We start from the raw sequence: 17,510 nt of genomic DNA, 5'->3' as shown, positions 1-17,510 counted from the left end.
TTTTTCAACGCTTGTTCACTCACCTGCGATGCTGGGTGCAAGAGTGCGTTCTGCTGCAAGGCGGTTGATGCGATCACGCAAGAGATACCAACCGATGGCAAGCGCAGGCGCGATGAGCGCCAGCGACGCGATGGTCCAGGTCCCGACGGGATAGTCGAAAGCCATGAGCACCAGCACGCCGAAGAGGAAAAGAAGCGTCAGGATACCGGTATAGGGCGCACCGAACATGCGGAAATCCGGACGGACAAGCTCGCCCCGGCGGGAGAGGTGCCAGAGCTTCAGCTGGCAAAGCACGATGACACCCCAAGCGCAGATGATGCCGAGCGCCGAGAGGTTGAGGGCGATCTCGAAGGCGGCGGCCGGGATAATCGCGTTCAGTGCCACGCCGATCACCGTGACGACGGCGGTCACTGCGATGCCGCCATAAGGTACGCCCGCCTTGTTCATCGTCGCAAGAGCAGCCGGCGCCGAGCCGGAAACGGCCATCGAGTGCAGGATGCGACCGGTGGAGTAGAGACCGGCATTGAGCGAGGAAAGCACGGCGGTCAGCACAACCAGGTTCATGATGATGTCTGCACCTTCGACGCCGATCGTCCCGAAGAAGGTGACGAAGGGGCTCTCGCCGGCTTTGTATGCCGTATAGGGCAGGAGCAGGGAGAGCAGCAGGACCGAGCCGACATAGAAGACGATCAAGCGGAAAACGACCGTGCGGATCGCGCCCGGCATGACTTTGCGAGGGTCCTCCGTTTCACCGGCGGTGGTGCCAATCAGCTCGATCGAGGCATAGGCGAAAACGACACCCTGAATGATGACGAAGGCCGGCAATATGCCGTTGGGGAAAAGGCCTCCGTTGTCGCTGATGATGCTGAAGCCGGCAGGATGACCGTCAATCGGCGTGCCGGAGACGACGAAGTAGATGCCCACGACCAGGAAAGTCGCAAGAGCCAGGACCTTGATCAAGCTGAACCAGAATTCAAGTTCACCGAAGACCTTGACCGACAGGAGGTTCATCGCCAGCACGATCACCAGCGCAACGAGGGCGAACACCCATTGGTCGATGCCGCCGAGCCACGGCACATAGTGCTTGAAGAAATTCATGTAGAGCGCGACGGCGGTTACGTCCGCCACCGAGGTCATCGCCCAGTTCAGCCAGTACATCCAGCCGGTGACGAAGGCCGTCTTTTCCCCGTAGAACTCGCGGGCATAGGAGACGAAGGAACCCGAGCTCGGACGATGCATGATCAGCTCGCCGAGCGCACGCAGGACCAGGAACGCAAAGAAGCCGCAAAGGGCATAGACCAGGATGAGCGCGGGTCCGGCTTGGGCAAGGCGTCCGCCTGCCCCGAGAAAAAGACCGGTTCCGATCGCGCCTCCGATTGCGATCATCTGGATCTGGCGCGGCTTCAGCGCCTTATGATACCCGCTATCCTCTTCGATGAACACTTCGCGGTCGACAGCGGCGGCTTTGATGGCTTCCGTTGACATGGCTCCTCCCTATGAGCGTGCTTTCCCACGATCCCCGCAGCAGTAAAGGGATCGCCTCTCTAAGCTGTTTTACAGATCCTCGATTTCAATCTCTGCGTCTTGTGCAGACGTTGCTCGGCGATCTGTAGCCCTTCTTGCGACATTTGCGGAAATCTGTCAAACAGCTTTACAGATTTACCCGCAATCAGTCCAGGAGGAAAATGTGGCCGAGATGCGTATCGAATATGATCTGCTGGGAGCGAAGGAAGTACCGGCCGAGGTTTATTGGGGCGTTCACACCGCGCGGGCGGTGGAGAATTTTCAGGTTACCGGCATGCCGATCGGGCGTTTTTCGCACCTCGTCCGCGGCCTGGCTTTTGTGAAGGAGGCCGCGGCGCTTGCCAATCATGAGCTTGGTCTTCTGGATCACAGGCGGCTCGAGGCCATTGCCCTTGCATGCCGCGAAATTCGCAATGGTGCGCTGCACGACCAGTTCGTGGTTGATGTCATTCAGGGCGGGGCAGGCACTTCGACCAACATGAACGTGAACGAGGTGATCGCCAATCGTGCGCTGGAACTACTCGGCCATCGCAAGGGCGACTACTCTCACCTGCATCCCAACGATCATGTCAATCTGAGCCAGTCGACCAACGACGCCTATCCGACGGCGGTCAATGTCGCGCTGATCGAGGCAATCGACGGCCTTTCGGCATCGATGGAGATCTTGCAGGCCTCGTTCGAGCGGAAGGCGTGCGAGTTTGACGGCATGCTCAAGATGGGGCGCACGCAGCTTCAGGACGCTGTCCCGATGACGCTCGGCCAGGAATTCCGCACCTTCGCCGTTATGCTCGGTGAGGACAGGGCACGTCTTCTGGAGTCCGCCAAGCTGCTCCACGAGATCAATCTCGGCGCGACCGCCATCGGCACGGGCCTGAACGCGCCCGCCGGATACGCCGCCTGCGCCTGCGGCCATCTCTCGCGTTTGACGGGGCGGCCACTGGTGACGGCAAGCGATCTGATCGAGGCGACCCAGGACCCCGGCGCCTTCGTTCACCTCTCCGGCGTGCTGAAGCGCGTCGCGGTCAAGCTGTCGAAGACGTGCAACGACCTGCGTCTGCTTTCATCCGGTCCAAGGGCGGGGATCGGAGAGATCAATCTGCCTCCCGTACAGGCGGGCTCGAGCATCATGCCCGGCAAGGTCAATCCGGTTATACCGGAAATGGTCAACCAAGTTGCCTTCGCCGTGATCGGCAACGACATCACCATCACCATGGCGGCCGAGGCGGGCCAGTTGCAACTGAATGCCTTCGAGCCGATCATTGTCCGTTCGCTTTCGGAGAGCATTAGCCATCTGAGCGCCGCCTGCCGTATCCTGGCCGAGCGCTGCGTCGACGGCATCAGCGCAAACCCGCAGATCATGGCGCGCCGCGTGGAACAATCGATCGGCCTGGCTACGGCGCTCAATCCGATTATCGGATATTATGCGGCCACCAAAGTCGCGCAGGAAGCACTCGCAACCGGGCGAACCGTCCCGCAGGTGGTGCTCGAACAGGGCCACCTGACGGCGGCGCAACTTGAGGAGGCGCTGAAGCCCGAGCATCTGGCAAACCTGTCGCCTGCAAGCCTTGCTGCCGAAGCATAGCGTGAGCACTTTTAAAAGATAGGAGATAGAGCGGCCTGTTACGGGGGGCGCTCTATTGCAGTGGTTGTGCCGGATCGTTTCCGATGATCGTGGTGACGACCTGCTTGACCTCGCCGAGATGCGCTTCCATGGCTTCGCGCGCCCGCTCCTCCGAGCCCTCCCGGATCGCGTCGACGATCTGGCGATGCTCGATGTTCGACGCTACGCGACGCCCGGCCATGAGGTTGACCAGCTCGGACTGCTGCATCAGCGCGTCCCGGGCATCGGCGACAATCTTCGCGAAAACGGCATTTCCCGAAGCTTCGGCGATCGCACTATGGAACCCGGAATCCAGAAGTACCCATTGATGTGGGTCCGTCTGCCTATCCATCTCGTCACAGATGGCGAGCAGAGCCGCCAGCTGTTGCTCGCTGCGTCGCAAGGCAGCCCATCCAGCGGCCGGGCCTTCGATAAACGGGCGAGCCTCTATAAGATCGCGAGAAGAATAGCCGCCGTAGTTGAGATCGGGGTTGGGTGAGGCGGTCAGGACATAGGTGCCGCTGCCAGTGCGCGTCTGGGTGAGGCCAAGTGTCTGGAGCGAGCGCAGCGCCTCGCGGACAATGGGTCGGCTTACCCCATATCTGCCGGCCATCTGGGCTTCCGAGGGCAATCGGGTGCCGACGGCAAGCCGCCCTGACGTAATGGCTGAGCGGAGGTCTTCGAAGATGGCTTCCGCCGCGTTCTTCCGACTGATCGGACTTGTATCAGATAGCCAATCAGTCAAACCACTCATTGCCCAAAGCTTCCATCGATGCGCCAATTTGTCAAACTGCTCGGCAGCTTAGCACAGCTTTCATACTACCGGGAGGCCGACCCGGAGCCGGGTCGGCGCAATGGTTCCCCAATTTCCGTCCCCAGCGCATTGACAAAAAGCCGACAGGGATCTTTATTGCTCAGATGTCAGACCAATTTGAACGTCGTGGGCTAATCCCTCTGCTTCCCCCGATTGACAGGGCTCGCCAAGTCGGGGAGGCGCTGGCCGATTACGTGGAGAACGCCGATCTGAAGGCAGGCGACCGGTTGCCGGCCGAGCGGGAGCTGATGGCAGCCCTCGGCGTCGGGCGCTCGACGATCCGTGAGGCGATCCGTTGGTTTCAGGCGCTTGGCGTCGTCGAGTCCCGAAAGGGAAGTGGGAACTACCTCCTAAAGCCCATTTCGCGGCGCACGATCCATATGCCCCTGTCGCTCGATACCGCCAACCTGCGCGACGCGCTTTTGCAGACGCTGCAGGTACGCAGGGGGCTGGAATGCGAAGCGGGCATGGTTGCTGCGCGAATGCGGACGGAAGAAGACCTGAAGATCATCGAGGCGCGGCTGGAGGAGATGGAACGGGTCCACCACGCCAAGGGCGCGTCGGGGCCGGAAGATTTGGCGTTCCATCTCGCCATCTACGACGCTACCCACAATCCGCTCTTCCGTCAGCTGCTTGAACAGATGCGCGAAACGTTCGAGCGGTTCTGGAGCCACCCGTTCGAACGTTTCGATTTCGCGCGCCGGTCCTTCCCCTTTCATCGGACGCTGTTCAACGCGATCGTCGCGCAGGATGCCGAAGCCGCGCGCGGCGAGACACTGAAGATCCTCCAGATCGTCGAGGAAGATATCAAGGAAATGTCCAAATGAGTGAGGGCCTCGACCCATTCGAACTCGCTTCGCTGATCACCGCCCATGACGACGGCAATTTCGCAGAGGCGGTGGTTCCGCCGATCTTCCAGACCTCGCTCTTCACCTTCTCCGACTACGACGACATGATCTCCGCCTATCGCGGTGAGAAGGTGCGGCCGATCTACACGCGCGGCCTCAACCCAACCGTTCGCGCCTTCGAGGAAATGCTGGCGAAGCTCGAAGGGGCGGAAGACGCGCTCGGTTTTGCGAGCGGCATGTCGGCGATCTCGTCTGCTGTGCTGAGCTTTGTCGAACCGGGTGACCGGATCGTGGCGGTGAAGCACGTTTATCCCGACGCATTCCGGCTGTTCGGCACCATCCTTAAGCGGATGAGGATCGAAGTCACCTATGTCGACGGTCGCGACGAGGAGGCTGTCGCCAAAGCGCTACCGGGCGCCAAGGTCTTCTACATGGAAAGCCCGACGAGCTGGGTGATGGAGACCCATGACGTCGGTTCGCTGGCGGCGCTCGCCAGGAACCATGGCGCAGTGTCGATGATCGACAACAGTTGGGCGAGCCCCTTCTTCCAGCGGCCGATAACTCTAGGGGTAGATCTCGTCATCCATTCGGCCTCGAAATATCTCGGCGGCCACAGCGATGTCGTCGCAGGCGTCGTTGCGGGGTCCAAGGAGATGATCGCCCGGCTGAAGGCCGAGGCCTATCCCTATCTCGGCGGCAAACTTTCGCCCTTCGACGCGTGGCTCCTGATCCGCGGGCTCAGGACGCTGCCGATCCGCATGAAGGCACATGAGGCTGCAGCCCTCACTATCGCGCGCCGCCTGCAGGAACTCGACGTGGTGGAAAAGGTCTGCCATCCGGGCTTGGCGAACCGGCTTCCGGCGGGGCTCAACGGCACGTCGGGCCTCTTCTCGTTCATCTTCCGAGAGGGCGTCGATATCCGCGCTTTTGCCGATCACCTCAAACTCTTCAAGCTCGGCGTTAGCTGGGGCGGCCACGAAAGCCTCATAGTACCGGGCCAAGTGGTCCTGCAGCAGAAGGCCCAGCCAAATTCCGCGCATGCCTTCGGCATTCACGCGCGGTCCGTCCGTCTCCATGTCGGCCTCGAGGGAACCGAGGCGCTGTGGAGCGATCTTCAGGAGGCGATCGCCGTCGCCTCTTAAAGCATCAACCGATAACAACTGGGAGAACGACAATGAAGACGCTAATAACAACCGTACTTTTTGCCACGCTGATGGCCGGCAGCGCGCTGGCCGATACCACACTCAAGCTGGTCGAAGTCATCACCAGCCCGGAGCGCACCGAAACGCTGAAGTCGATTGTCGGGAAGTTTGAAGCCGCCAATCCCGGCACCAAGGTCGAGATCATCTCGCTGCCGTGGAACGAGGCCTTTCAGAAATTCGCGACCATGGTTTCCGCCGGCGACACGCCGGACGTGATGGAAATGCCCGATACCTGGCTGTCGCTCTACGCCAACAACGGAATGCTGGAGAGCCTCGAGCCCTATCTTGCGAAGTGGGAGCAGACCAAGGAACTGACGCCCCGGGCGCTCGAACTCGGCCGCGACGTCAAGAAGACCGCCTATATGCTGCCTTACGGCTTCTATCTACGTGCCATGTTCTACAACAAGAAGCTGCTCGAGCAGGCAGGCGTCAAGGAACCGCCGAAGACCATGGACGAGTTCACCAAGGCCTCCGAAGCCGTCTCCAAACTGCCTGGCAAATATGGCTACTGCATGCGCGGTGGCCCCGGCGGCCTGAACGGCTGGATGATCTTCGCCGCCTCGATGGCCGGCGACAACAAATATTTCAAGGAAGACGGTACCTCGACCATGAACAGCGAAGGCTGGGCCAAGGGCATCGAGTGGATGGTCGATCTCTACAAAAAGGGGTACGCACCGAAGGACAGCGTCAACTGGGGCTTCAACGAAGTCGTCGCCGGCTTCTATTCCGGCACCTGCGCCTTCCTCGATCAGGATCCGGACGCGCTGATCGCGATCGCCGAGCGCATGAAGAAGGAGGATTTTGGGGTCATCCCGCTGCCGAAAGGACCTGACGGCAAGTCCTTCCCGACCATCGGTTATGCCGGCTGGTCGATGTTCTCCACGACGAAAGACAAGGATCTGTCGTGGAAGCTGATCGCGACGCTGGAAGGTAAGGAAGGTAATCTCGAGTGGAACAAGAAGATCGGCGCCCTGCCGGCCTATACGTCCGCCGAACAGGACCCGTTCTACGCGGGCGACCAGTTCAAGGGCTGGTTTGAGGAACTTGCCGATCCGAACACGGTGCCGACGGTGATGCCGACCTATCTGGAAGAGTTTGCCTTCTTCAAGGATTCCTTGGCAATCAAGACCTCACAGCAGGCGCTTCTCGGCGACATCACCCCGAAGCAGCTTGCCGACCAGTGGGCTGAATATCTCACCAAGGCGCAGCAGAAGCATCTGGCGAAGAAGTAAGCGATCGGGCTCCGAACCCGAAGCCCCCTCATCCGCCTGCCGGCACCTTTTCCCCGATGGGGAGAAGGGAAGTTGCTGTAATGCCTCCGGTTCTCCTCTCCTCTAGGGGAGGGGGTGGCCGAGCGTTAGCGGAGGCCGGGTGAGGGGGCCGCAGGTTGTGCCACCAATTGAAGAACACACGGAAAGCCGACCATCGATGACCATCACCGCCGATACGCTTGGCAGGGACCACGACCGCAGGCCGTGGCTGACGCGGCTCGCGCATGCTTGCGAGCCCTATCTCTATAGCGCCCCGTCGCTGATCCTGATCGTTGTGGTCATGCTGGTGCCGCTGGTCATCGGCATTTCCTATGCGTTTCGGGATATCCAACTGCTCAATCCGTTTTCTGGAGGGTTTATCGGCCTTGAGCATTTTCGAGAACTTTCCAGGGACGCCGCCTTCTATGGCGCCTTGAGAAACACCGTGTGGTGGACAGGCGCTTCCGTCTTCTTGCAGTTTGTCTTCGGGCTTATCCTTGCCCTGCTGCTCGATAAGCCTTTTTGGGGGAGAGGCCTTGTCCAGGCGCTCGTATTCATTCCTTGGGCTGTGCCCTCATTCCTCGCCGGCCTCAATTGGGCGTGGCTTTTCAACCCGGTGATCGGACCGTTGCCGCATTGGCTGTTCGGGCTCGGCCTGATGTCGCAACCGGGCAACATCCTCTCCGACCCGCAGTATGCGATGTGGGGACCGATCGTTGCGAATGTCTGGTGGGGCATCCCGTTCTTCGCCATCACCCTGCTCGCCGCGCTGCAGGCGATCCCGCGCGATCTCTACGAGGCGGCGTCGATCGACGGGGCCAACTGGTTTCAGCGGTTCTTTTCGATCACCCTGCCGTTTCTCGCGCCGACGATTGCCATTACCGTGCTCTTGCGAACCGTCTGGATCTCAAATTTCGCCGACCTCATCGTCGTCATGACCGGCGGCGGTCCCGCCGACCGCACCCAGATCGTCGCCAGCTACATCTTCACCCAGGCCTTCAAGGCACTTGATTTCGGCTACGCGTCGGCGATCGCGCTGGTTCTGCTCGTGCTGCTGCTCGCCTATTCGATGCTGATCATCCTGCTGCGGCAGACCTTGCTGAACAAGGATTGAACCCATGAAACAGTCCCTTCTGCCGACTGTCGCGCATCGCATTGCGATCCTCTGCTACATCGCCTTTGCGCTCTTCCCGCTGTTCTGGCTGCTGAAAGTGTCGGTGACGCCAAACGATCTTCTTTATTCGGAAGGCGTGCGGATGTGGCCCTCGCGCACGACGTTCGATCATTATGCCTTCGTGCTCCGGCACAGCTCCTTTCCGACCTTCTTCAAGAACAGCCTGATCGTCTCGGGATCGACGGCCGTGGTCGTCACCGTCTGCGCATCGCTTTCCGGCTATGCTCTCTCCCGCTTCAGCTTCCGCGCGAAATACTGGATCGTCGCGCTGATGCTGCTGACCCAGATGTTTCCGCTGGTCATGCTGGTCGCGCCGATCTTCAAAATCCTCTCGCCACTCGGCCTCACCAACAGCCTGACGGGGCTGGTATTCGTTTATTCGGCCTTCAACGTGCCCTTCGCCACGTTTCTGATGCAGTCCTTCTTCGACGGCATTCCGAAGGACCTGGAAGAGGCGGCGATGATCGACGGCGCAACCAAGTTCACGGCCTTCCGGCAGATCATCCTGCCGCTGACGCTGCCAGGCATCGCCGCGACGCTTGGTTTCGTCTTCACCGCCGCCTGGAGCGAGCTTCTCTTCGCGTTGATGTTGATCAACGGCAACGCTGCGGCCACCTTCCCGGTGGGTCTCCTGACCTTCGTTTCGAAATTCTCGGTCGACTTCGGCCAGATGATGGCAGCCGGCGTCCTCGCCCTCATCCCGGCCGGGCTCTTTTTCCTCCTCATCCAGCGTTACCTCGTCCAGGGTCTGACGGCCGGCGCGGTCAAGGGTTAGTCAAATGGCATCGATTGAGATCGAAAAACTCGAAAAATCCTACGGCCATGTCTCCGTGCTGCATGGCATCGACCTCGACATCCGCGACGGGGAATTCATCGTCCTGGTCGGCCCGTCGGGCTGCGGCAAGTCCACCTTGCTCAGGATGATTGCCGGGCTGGAAGGCGTCAGCAAGGGTGAGATCCGCATCGCCGGAAATCGGGTTAACAACCTGCATCCGAAGGACCGCGACATCGCCATGGTGTTCCAGTCCTATGCGCTTTATCCGCATATGAACGTCGCCGGCAACATGAGCTACAGCCTGCGGCTCCGGAAAACGGCAAAGGACAAGATCGGTGCGGCCGTTGCCGGCGCGGCGGCCAAACTCGGGCTCGAACCGCTTCTGGAACGCCGCCCGAAGGCGCTTTCCGGCGGCCAGCGCCAGCGTGTCGCAATGGGCCGCGCCATCGTGCGCCAACCGAAGGCTTTCCTGTTCGACGAACCGCTGTCCAACCTCGACGCCCGGCTGCGCGAGCAGATGCGGGCCGAGATCAAGAAGATGCATGCCGACCTGAAGGCGACGTCAATCTACGTGACGCACGACCAGATCGAGGCGATGACGCTAGCGGACCGCATTGTCGCCATGCATGCCGGTGTGGTGCAGCAGGTTGGAAGCCCTCTCGACCTCTACGACCGGCCAGCCAATCTGTTCGTTGCCGGCTTCATCGGCTCGCCCGGGATGAATTTCCTCGACGTGACCTATTCAGGTGGGACGTTGCGATTGAAGGATGGAAGCCAGATCGAGGCCAGCATCCCCGAATCCACCCCGGAAGGAAGCAGTCTCACACTGGGCATCCGGCCGGAGCATGTGGTGATCACCAGCGATGGAAACGGCAGGCGCGCCGTTGTCGAGCTCATTGAGCCGACCGGATTTGGCATCATCCTGCATCTTTCGCTGCATGGCATAGCCTTCAAGGTCTTCACGCTGGATCGGCAGGCACTGGCTGTCACCGGTGAGATCATGGTGGCGTTCCCGGCTGAGCACATTCACCTGTTCGATGATGAGGGGAAGCGGATAGGTTAGCGTAGCGGCATTCAGTCGACGAGCGCTTGCGACATTTGTCGCGGACGGGGAGGCGGACCCAGTGTCCGTTCGCCCAACGAAAGGGTTAGGCCGCCGTATGATCCGGGCCCGTTCGGGGACGAGCTGACACCGAGTAGATGCGGTCGATCACCTCGGCTACGTTGACAAGCCTTTCGCAGGCGGGATCATACCCTTCTCCAGCTGCCAGCTTTCGGACCCAGTCCGCTGCCGCTCGTCCGCCCCAATCGTCGGGAGGTCGGATGAGGATTTCGCTCGACGTCCCGTGAAAGCGTTGGACCATGAAATCGTAAAACGACCCTTCGACGTTGTGCATCGATATCCCGCCGCCGGTGCCGTAGAAGCTGGCTTCGATAATCGCCTCGCAGCCGGCCTGCAAACGCCATGAGCAGGCGAGGCGGATAACCGTTCCATTGTCGAGCGTCAGGCTCGCGACGCCGTAATCCTCGACCTGATGATCGTCTGCGGCGATCGGCCGACCGCCGGCCATCAAGTGACCGGAGACTGATGCAATAGTCGGGAAGTCCAGCGACCAGAGAGCCATGTCGATCAGGTGGACGCCAAGATCCATCAAGCAGCCACCACCCGATAGGTTCTTATCGTAGAACCAAGGCTTGTCGGGCCCGTAGGCGTTATGGAACACGAGATCGGCTGCGAATATCTTGCCCAGTTCTTCTGTCCGTATGACTTCCCGGATCCGGTTCATGCTCGCGGTATGACGATAGGAGAGGTCGACCCCGAGCAAGCGGTTGGCCTCTCTTGCTCTATGCACGACGGCTGCGGCCTCCCCGGCTGTGCGCCCCAGCGGCTTTTGGCAGAAGACGGCGACGCAGGCCTCCAGCGCCTTGATCGACTGTGCCGCATGTTGTGCGCTTGGGGTGGCGATGACGATCCCGTCGATATCGCAGGTCAATAATTCATCCAGGCTCTCGGCCAGGATGGCGTCGGGTGCGAGCTTTTTCGCTTCTGCCGTCATCTCGGGCGACGGATCGGCGATCGCGACCGCTTCAGCGACGCCGGTATCGAGGATTGCCTGCATGCGGTGTCGGCCGATCCAACCGACGCCGAGAAAGCCGAGCCGAACCGGTTTCGGAGAGACCGAGAGTGTTCTCTCAGCAAGCATTTCATTCATCGTACATCACCAGTGCCTTGAGGAAATTTTGCGGACGATCGCGGGTATCGTTCAGCGCCTGGTCGAGTTGGTCCAGACGGTAGGTATGCGTATAGAGGGACGAGGGATCGAGCTGGCCGGTCGCGACGGCGTCGACTGCTTCGCGAATACCCTGAACATAAGTGGCCGGATCACGCTCATGCGCGTTGACGACATCCAGCCCGCGCCAGTTCCAGAGCTGCATGTTGACTTGCCGGGGCCCGTCCTGATGGTACCCGGCTATGATCAGCCGGCCACGCTCCATCGCCAATTCGGCGGCAAGATCGAGCGGCCATTGCTTGCCGACGGCCTCGATAACGCGATCGCAGAAGCGCCCGTCGGTGAGTTTCCGCACGTCCTCGATGATGCGCCAGTGGTCGTCCATGGCGATCGTCTCGGCCGCTCCCATTCGTTCGGCTATTTCGAGCGAGAACGGTCGTCGCGAGATAGCGATCACCCGGGCGCCGGCCTTCGACGCGATCTGGGTCAGGAGCGCGCCCAAAAAACCGATACCGATGATCGCGATGGTTTGGCCGGCCGTTATTCCGCTGCGGCGGAAGATGTTCATTGCGCAACCGAGCGGTTCCCCGGGAAACGGTTTGCCGTTCAGCGCCGGCGGCAGAGGCACGACCATCGTCTCGTCAGCGATGTCATACGTGGCGTAGGCATGGTAGGATAGTGCCGCGACCCGGTCGCCCACCCCGACACTGTGAACATCTGATCCGGCCGCATCTATATAACCCCAGCCCTCGTGACCGAGACCGCCGGGTTCTGTTGGAAAGGTCATCCAGTCAGGCCCTGCCCAAGGGCCGAGATTGGAAGCGCAGACCCCGCAGCCCTCCAGCCTGATTCTGACCTCATGAGGCCCCGGTTCAGGGAGTGATCGGGCTTCCACAGCGATCCTGCCGGGTCCAGTTAAAAGTGCGGCCTTCATCTCCTGCGGGCGCCGCATCGCCGTGCTATCCATGCAGATCTTATCCTTTTCCCACCGCCCGATCACCTCTCCATCCATCAGAACTAAAAGATGCGAGACAGAGTTCCGGAAGAAGTTGAAGAAGATGAAGTCATAGAAGATGATGCTTGCTTAATGATCTCTCTGCCGCTCGATCTCTTCCATGACCACCTCGGGCGGTACGTTCTGCTTCATCTCGTCGATTTCCTGTTGGTCGACTTCCGTTTCGATGCCGAGCTTGTCGGTGATAGCGGATACCATCGCGATCAATTTTGTCGTCTCGTGCTCGTTGAGAAGCGAGATCTGCAGGCTGAGGTCGGCGCGTCTGTCGTCTACGGCGGCCATGCGGTTCTGGCTGATCAGCACGAACGTAGAAATGAAGATCGCCTCGACCGAAGCCACCATCGCCAGGATGACAAGTGACGGGTCGAAAGCAGGCAGGACCGGCAGCCATCCCACATTCACAAGGATCCAGAGGCTGAAGACGATCGCGTGGAGGTACACAAAGAGCATGCTGCCGGCAAAATTTGTCATTGCCTCAGCGATCCGCTCCTGCAGCGACATTGTCCCCTGCTCGGCGGCGCGCCGCTGAATGAGTGCATTGATATTGCGGTCCAGAACGGCGGAGATCGGTTGCGCCATCCGAGGGCCATCGGAGGCGGGCGCCTGTTCCTTTTTTTGAGCGGTCACATCTCTATCCCGTCATGGCGTGTGAATTTCTGCCCTAACCGGAGACTCTGCTTACGGTTCCTGCCGCATCGGAAGATGTCATTGATGAAGTCATAGAACACAAAGATGTCATTGATGAAGGAACTTTTGTTCCTGACCGCTGTTCGGCCAGCATCAGAAGCTTTTTTCCATACATCTAGGAAGTACAATGGCGGCAATTCTTGTAACTGGTGGCTGCGGCTTTATCGGCCGTCATGTGGCCGAGGAACTTCTCGATAACGGATATGAGGTGCGTATCCTCGACGCGTTCATCGACCAAGTTCACGGTGATGGGGAAGCGTCGGTGCCTGATGCGGCGGAAGTCTTTCGCGGCGACGTTCGGGACAAGCCGGTGGTGGAGAAGGCCCTTGAGGGCGTGGAAGGCGTCATTCATCTCGCGGCGGAAGTTGGTGTAGGCCAATCCATGTACGAGATCGCCCGTTATGTTGGCGGCAACGACCTCGGGACCGCGGTTCTTCTGGAAGCTATGATCGGCCGTCCGATCAAGCGCATCGTCGTCGCCTCATCGATGAGCGTATATGGCGAAGGGCGATATCGCACCGAAGATGGACATCAGCTGGATCTCGTTCGCCGCAGGAGCGAGAGCATCAAGGCAGGGCAATGGAATCCGCGCAGCCCCATTGGCGAAGCCCTGATACCAGTCGCGACCGATGAGGAAAAGCCCGTCGATCTCGCATCGATCTATGCGCTGACAAAATACGCGCAGGAAAAGCAAGTGTTGATCTTCGGCGAAGCTTATGGCGTCGAGGCGGTAGCGCTTCGTTTGTTCAACGTCTTCGGTGCAGGGCAGGCTTTATCCAATCCCTATACCGGGGTGCTTGCCAATTTCGCTTCACGGCTCGCCAACGGCCAGCCGCCGATGATTTTCGAAGACGGCGAGCAGCGGCGCGATTTCGTTCATGTCCGTGACGTCGCGCGTGCCTTCCGGCTGGCACTCCAAAAGCCGAATGCCGCGGGGCATGTCATCAATGTCGGCAGCGGCCAGGCCTATACCATCGCCGAGGTCGCAACGTTGCTGGCCGATGCCATGGATGTACCCCACATCCGGCCGGACATCATGAACAAGGCCCGCTCCGGCGACATCCGCAACTGCTTCGCCGATATTTCCAAGGCGCGTGAGCTTCTTGGTTTTGAGCCGGCGCATCGTTTGGAAAATTCGCTGAGGCCTTTTGCCGACTGGGTCCGAAATGCGGGCGCGATCGATCGCGGAGCGGAGATGAAGCGGCAGCTCGAAGAGCGGGGGCTGGTATCATGAGCGCCGCAGGTTCTTCGTCACGCCGCGCGGGCAACCATCGGTCCTATGGTTTTGTTGAATGGTTTCGCCCGGGTGAATTCGAGCGGACGGAGCAGATCCTTCCCGGTATCCTCGCAAGCGGAGCAAGCTATCTGCGCACCCATCTGTCCTGGGCGGAGTATCTCGCATCGGGTGGGGAGGAATGGTTCGACTGGCTACTCCCCAAGCTTGGCAAGGAGATCGATCTTCTGCCTTGTATTCATTATACGCCGCCTTCGCTCTCGCGGACAAGCCGCTCTTCCGGAGCTCCGTCCGATCTTAAATCCTATGCGGATTTCGTCGATCATGTGCTGACTCGATACGGAAAGCATTTCAGTCATATCGAACTTTGGAACGAGCCAAACAATCTGCTCGACTGGGATTGGCGCGAGGACAGCGACTTTCTGCTGTTTTGCGAAATGGTCGGAGGTGCAGCCTATTGGGCCAAACATCGGGGCTGGAAACCCGTCCTCGGAGGACCTTGCCCATTCGATCCCTATTGGCTGAACCTGATGGGCGAGCGCGGTGTATTGGGTGTCGTCGACGCCGTCGGTTTCCATGGTTTCCCAGGTACCTGGGACAGCGAAACCGGCACCTGGGGCGGCTGGGACATGCATCTCGGCGAGATGCGCAAGATCCTGGATCGCTACAATCGGGGTGCGGAGGTCTGGGTTACCGAGACAGGATATTCCACTTGGCGCAGCGACGAGATGGAGCAGGCTCGGCGTTTTACGAAGGCGCTCCACGTCCCGGCCGATCGCATGTACTGGTATTCCTGGTGTGACGTGCCCCCCAACGTACCCGTGCAGGAGGGGTTGTGGTTCGACCCCCGGCATTATCACCTCGGCGCGGTCACCCACGACTATCAGCCGAAACTGCTTGCCCGGCTGCTCATGGAAGGCGGCGTGTCGCGTATCGAGGAGGTGACGCAGCTTGCGACTCCGAATCTGACCGCTGGTGCGGCGCCTTTGGTCATTACTGGCGGCAGTGGTTTTATTGGTTCCAACATTGCCGATAGCTTCCTGCAGGAGGGCGAGGATGTGGTGATCCTCGACAATCTGGGCCGACCCGGCGTCGACCAGAATCTTGCCTGGCTTATGGATCGTCATGGCAAGCGCGTCCATCCGGTGCTCGCGGACGTGCGCGACCTGCGCGGAATCGAGGCCGCCTTCAGCGATGCCAAGGCGGTCTTTCATTTGGCCGCTCAGACCGCAGTCACCACGAGTCTTGCTCATCCGATCGACGATTTCGAGGCGAATGCGCGTGGCACGATCAATGTGCTTGAGGCCGTACGCAAGGCAGGCAGGAATGCCCCGGTAATCTTCGCGAGTACCAACAAGGTCTATGGTGCGCTGGAAGATCTGAAAATGGTGGAAGTGGAAGATCGCTATATTCCCATCCATGAGGATGTGCGGTCACATGGCATCGGCGAGGACAGACCTCTCGATTTCTGCACACCCTATGGCTGCTCGAAAGGTGTCGCGGACCAATATGTCCTCGACTATGCCAAGTCCTATTCGATCCCCACCGCCGTCTTGCGCATGAGCTGCATCTATGGGCCGCGCCAGTTCGGAACCGAGGACCAGGGCTGGGTGGCGCATTTCCTGATCCGCGCCCTGTCTGGTGAGCCGATCTCCATCTATGGCAACGGCAAGCAGGTTCGCGATATCCTGCATGTAGACGACGCGGTGGCAGCCTATCGCGCGGTCCTTTCCAACATCGAGAGGGTCAAGGGCGGGGTGTTCAACCTCGGCGGCGGCCCCCTCAACGCGGTCAGCATCGTCGCTGTTCTCAGCGAGATCGAGAAACTGACTGGCCATTCCCTGGAAACCGGGTTCGGTGATTGGCGTGCTGGGGACCAGTATTACTTCGTCGCGGATACCCGCAAGCTGGAACAGGAACTCGGTTGGCAGGCTCGCATACGCTGGCAGAGCGGTTTGCGACATCTGGCGGAATGGCTGGCTGACAATCGCTTCGGCGGCCGGCCGCGTCTCCCGGAAAAGCGGAAGGTGCGGGCATGACGGCACAAGACGGACGGCCGGAACTCGCCCGAGTATTAATGACCGTCGATGCGGTTGGTGGGGTCTGGCGCTACGGGCTCGATCTGGCGTTGGGATTGCGGTCGAAAGGCGTCGAGACCGTGTTTGCCGCTTTCGGGCCACGACCATCTTCGGAACAGGTGCGGGAGGCGGAGTCTATCGGCAGCTTCGTCTGGCTGGACGCCCCGCTCGACTGGCTGGTCGAAGATGAAGAGGCGTTGAAACAGGTTCCTCGCCTCCTCGACGATCTTATAAAACGAGAAAATATCGACCTCGTCCATCTCAATCTGCCTTCCCAGGCCGTGGGGCTGGAAACGTCGGTGCCGGTGGTGGTGGTGTCGCATTCCTGTGTCGTCACTTGGTTTGCCGCAGTGCGCGGCCAGACAGTGCCTAACGAGTGGCAATGGCAGTTTCGACTGAATTATAAAGGCTTCGATCGCGCGGACGCCGTGCTTTCACCGAGCCATAGCCATGCGGCGATGCTGCGTCGGGCATATGGCCCGATCGACGGATTGCAGGTTGTCTACAATGCGAGCCCGGTCGCGGCGCGCACACGGGACAAGGAGGATTTTGTCTTCGCCGCAGCCCGCTGGTGGGATGATGGAAAGAACGGCGTCATCCTGGACGCTGCAGCAGGTCAGATAAAATGGCCGCTGGTAATGGCGGGTGCGTGCCATGGACCTAATGGCCAGTATCTCCCCATTCGCAACGCTGTTCACCGCGGCGAGCTTGCCCACACGGATGCTATGGCGATGATGGCTCGGGCGGCAATCGTCGCATCTCCATCCGTTTACGAGCCCTTCGGCCTTGTTGCGCTGGAGGCGGCCAGAAGCGGAAGCGCTTTGGTGCTGGCGGATATACCCACCTACGGGGAACTCTGGGACGGAGCTGCCTTGTTTGCCGAACCCCGTGAACCGCGGGCATTTGTCGACGCCATCAATCGGCTTTCGCGCGACGTTTCCCTGCGAACAACACTTGCCGAAGAGGCGCTTGTCCGATCGGAAAAGTACAGTCTGGAGGCGCAGGCCGATGCGGTGATGGCGCTTTACTTACGCCTCCTTTCGGCGAACCGCCCAGCTCTTACCGCAGCGGAGTGATC

The 17,510-nt window shown here is 60.2% G+C and carries 15 protein-coding genes; 10 read left to right on the top strand and 5 right to left on the bottom strand.

Translation table 11 applies throughout. From position 1 onward, the window contains the following. Positions 1-15: 15 nt before the first annotated feature. Positions 16-1,485 (bottom strand): amino acid permease, encoded by a 1,470-nt coding sequence (locus tag EDE05_RS10330; RefSeq protein WP_112797583.1) that lies wholly within the window; start codon positions 1,483-1,485, stop codon positions 16-18. Between the two features lie 211 nt (positions 1,486-1,696). On the opposite strand from EDE05_RS10330, the gene EDE05_RS10325 reads away from it, so the two are divergent. Beyond that, positions 1,697-3,106, top strand: coding sequence for an aspartate ammonia-lyase (locus EDE05_RS10325; protein ID WP_112797992.1), 1,410 nt, complete (start codon positions 1,697-1,699; stop codon positions 3,104-3,106). A gap of 52 nt (positions 3,107-3,158) precedes the next feature. Here EDE05_RS10325 and EDE05_RS10320 read toward each other — a convergent pair whose 3' ends face one another. Next, complete coding sequence (locus EDE05_RS10320; protein WP_112797585.1) at positions 3,159-3,878, bottom strand: FadR/GntR family transcriptional regulator; 720 nt, start codon at positions 3,876-3,878, stop codon at positions 3,159-3,161. A gap of 164 nt (positions 3,879-4,042) precedes the next feature. Here EDE05_RS10320 and EDE05_RS10315 point away from each other — a divergent pair, with 164 nt between their 5' ends. The 6 genes from EDE05_RS10315 to ugpC all read left to right on the top strand — a co-directional run bounded on the left by EDE05_RS10315 (position 4,043) and on the right by ugpC (position 10,250). Further along, complete coding sequence (locus EDE05_RS10315) at positions 4,043-4,765, top strand: FadR/GntR family transcriptional regulator (RefSeq protein WP_132410162.1); 723 nt, start codon at positions 4,043-4,045, stop codon at positions 4,763-4,765. Then, on the top strand, positions 4,762-5,928 hold the full coding sequence (locus EDE05_RS10310; RefSeq protein WP_134100821.1) for a PLP-dependent transferase: 1,167 nt from the start codon (positions 4,762-4,764) through the stop codon (positions 5,926-5,928). Before EDE05_RS10315 ends, EDE05_RS10310 begins: the two co-directional genes overlap by 4 nt. A 32-nt stretch (positions 5,929-5,960) precedes the next feature. Then, entirely contained in the window at positions 5,961-7,220 is a 1,260-nt protein-coding gene (locus EDE05_RS10305) for a sugar ABC transporter substrate-binding protein (RefSeq protein WP_105371265.1), read from the top strand. A gap of 196 nt (positions 7,221-7,416) precedes the next feature. Next, entirely contained in the window at positions 7,417-8,352 is a 936-nt protein-coding gene (locus EDE05_RS10300; RefSeq protein WP_132410166.1) for a sugar ABC transporter permease, read from the top strand. A gap of 4 nt (positions 8,353-8,356) precedes the next feature. After that, the gene (locus EDE05_RS10295; RefSeq protein WP_105371263.1) at positions 8,357-9,187 is read left to right on the top strand and encodes a carbohydrate ABC transporter permease; all 831 of its coding nucleotides are present in this window, start codon (positions 8,357-8,359) and stop codon (positions 9,185-9,187) included. A 4-nt stretch (positions 9,188-9,191) separates the two neighbouring features. After that, complete coding sequence (gene ugpC / locus EDE05_RS10290; RefSeq protein ID WP_134100818.1) at positions 9,192-10,250, top strand: sn-glycerol-3-phosphate ABC transporter ATP-binding protein UgpC; 1,059 nt, start codon at positions 9,192-9,194, stop codon at positions 10,248-10,250. 85 nt (positions 10,251-10,335) lie between these two features. Here the strand turns inward: ugpC and EDE05_RS10285 are convergent, their stop codons facing one another. The 3 genes from EDE05_RS10285 to EDE05_RS10275 all read right to left on the bottom strand — a co-directional run bounded on the left by EDE05_RS10285 (position 10,336) and on the right by EDE05_RS10275 (position 13,012). Continuing rightward, positions 10,336-11,400, bottom strand: coding sequence for a Gfo/Idh/MocA family oxidoreductase (locus tag EDE05_RS10285; RefSeq protein WP_134100815.1), 1,065 nt, complete (start codon positions 11,398-11,400; stop codon positions 10,336-10,338). Further along, positions 11,393-12,385: a zinc-binding dehydrogenase gene (locus tag EDE05_RS10280; protein WP_208325204.1), complete on the bottom strand. Its 993-nt coding sequence runs from the start codon at positions 12,383-12,385 to the stop codon at positions 11,393-11,395. The genes EDE05_RS10285 and EDE05_RS10280 overlap by 8 nt, the downstream gene beginning before the upstream one ends. 117 nt (positions 12,386-12,502) lie before the next feature. Further along, the gene (locus tag EDE05_RS10275) at positions 12,503-13,012 is read right to left on the bottom strand and encodes a DUF1003 domain-containing protein (protein WP_132410423.1); all 510 of its coding nucleotides are present in this window, start codon (positions 13,010-13,012) and stop codon (positions 12,503-12,505) included. A 235-nt stretch (positions 13,013-13,247) separates the two neighbouring features. On the opposite strand from EDE05_RS10275, the gene EDE05_RS10270 reads away from it, so the two are divergent. From EDE05_RS10270 to EDE05_RS10260, 3 genes are read left to right on the top strand one after another with little or no spacing between them, the layout of a single operon-like run. Continuing rightward, positions 13,248-14,354, top strand: coding sequence for an NAD-dependent epimerase/dehydratase family protein (locus EDE05_RS10270; protein WP_132410174.1), 1,107 nt, complete (start codon positions 13,248-13,250; stop codon positions 14,352-14,354). Beyond that, the gene (locus EDE05_RS10265) at positions 14,351-16,393 is read left to right on the top strand and encodes an NAD-dependent epimerase/dehydratase family protein (RefSeq protein ID WP_134100812.1); all 2,043 of its coding nucleotides are present in this window, start codon (positions 14,351-14,353) and stop codon (positions 16,391-16,393) included. The genes EDE05_RS10270 and EDE05_RS10265 overlap by 4 nt, the downstream gene beginning before the upstream one ends. Beyond that, entirely contained in the window at positions 16,390-17,508 is a 1,119-nt protein-coding gene (locus EDE05_RS10260; protein ID WP_245519880.1) for a glycosyltransferase family 4 protein, read from the top strand. Before EDE05_RS10265 ends, EDE05_RS10260 begins: the two co-directional genes overlap by 4 nt. Positions 17,509-17,510: the final 2 nt, after the last annotated feature.

Source organism: Neorhizobium sp. R1-B (assembly GCF_004368875.1).
Classification (GTDB): Bacteria; Pseudomonadota; Alphaproteobacteria; order Rhizobiales; family Rhizobiaceae; genus Neorhizobium; species Neorhizobium huautlense.
This window is presented reverse-complemented; position numbering and strand designations above follow the sequence as displayed.

Coding starts and splice junctions, on each gene's coding strand:
- EDE05_RS10330 (WP_112797583.1), bottom strand. CDS start 1,485: ATGTCAACGGAAGCCATCAAAGCCGCCGCTGTCGACCGCGAAGTGTTC.
- EDE05_RS10325 (WP_112797992.1), top strand. CDS start 1,697: ATGCGTATCGAATATGATCTGCTGGGAGCGAAGGAAGTACCGGCCGAG.
- EDE05_RS10320 (WP_112797585.1), bottom strand. CDS start 3,878: ATGAGTGGTTTGACTGATTGGCTATCTGATACAAGTCCGATCAGTCGG.
- EDE05_RS10315 (WP_132410162.1), top strand. CDS start 4,043: ATGTCAGACCAATTTGAACGTCGTGGGCTAATCCCTCTGCTTCCCCCG.
- EDE05_RS10310 (WP_134100821.1), top strand. CDS start 4,762: ATGAGTGAGGGCCTCGACCCATTCGAACTCGCTTCGCTGATCACCGCC.
- EDE05_RS10305 (WP_105371265.1), top strand. CDS start 5,961: ATGAAGACGCTAATAACAACCGTACTTTTTGCCACGCTGATGGCCGGC.
- EDE05_RS10300 (WP_132410166.1), top strand. CDS start 7,417: ATGACCATCACCGCCGATACGCTTGGCAGGGACCACGACCGCAGGCCG.
- EDE05_RS10295 (WP_105371263.1), top strand. CDS start 8,357: ATGAAACAGTCCCTTCTGCCGACTGTCGCGCATCGCATTGCGATCCTC.
- ugpC (WP_134100818.1), top strand. CDS start 9,192: ATGGCATCGATTGAGATCGAAAAACTCGAAAAATCCTACGGCCATGTC.
- EDE05_RS10285 (WP_134100815.1), bottom strand. CDS start 11,400: ATGAATGAAATGCTTGCTGAGAGAACACTCTCGGTCTCTCCGAAACCG.
- EDE05_RS10280 (WP_208325204.1), bottom strand. CDS start 12,385: ATGGATAGCACGGCGATGCGGCGCCCGCAGGAGATGAAGGCCGCACTT.
- EDE05_RS10275 (WP_132410423.1), bottom strand. CDS start 13,012: ATGGCGCAACCGATCTCCGCCGTTCTGGACCGCAATATCAATGCACTC.
- EDE05_RS10270 (WP_132410174.1), top strand. CDS start 13,248: ATGGCGGCAATTCTTGTAACTGGTGGCTGCGGCTTTATCGGCCGTCAT.
- EDE05_RS10265 (WP_134100812.1), top strand. CDS start 14,351: ATGAGCGCCGCAGGTTCTTCGTCACGCCGCGCGGGCAACCATCGGTCC.
- EDE05_RS10260 (WP_245519880.1), top strand. CDS start 16,390: ATGACGGCACAAGACGGACGGCCGGAACTCGCCCGAGTATTAATGACC.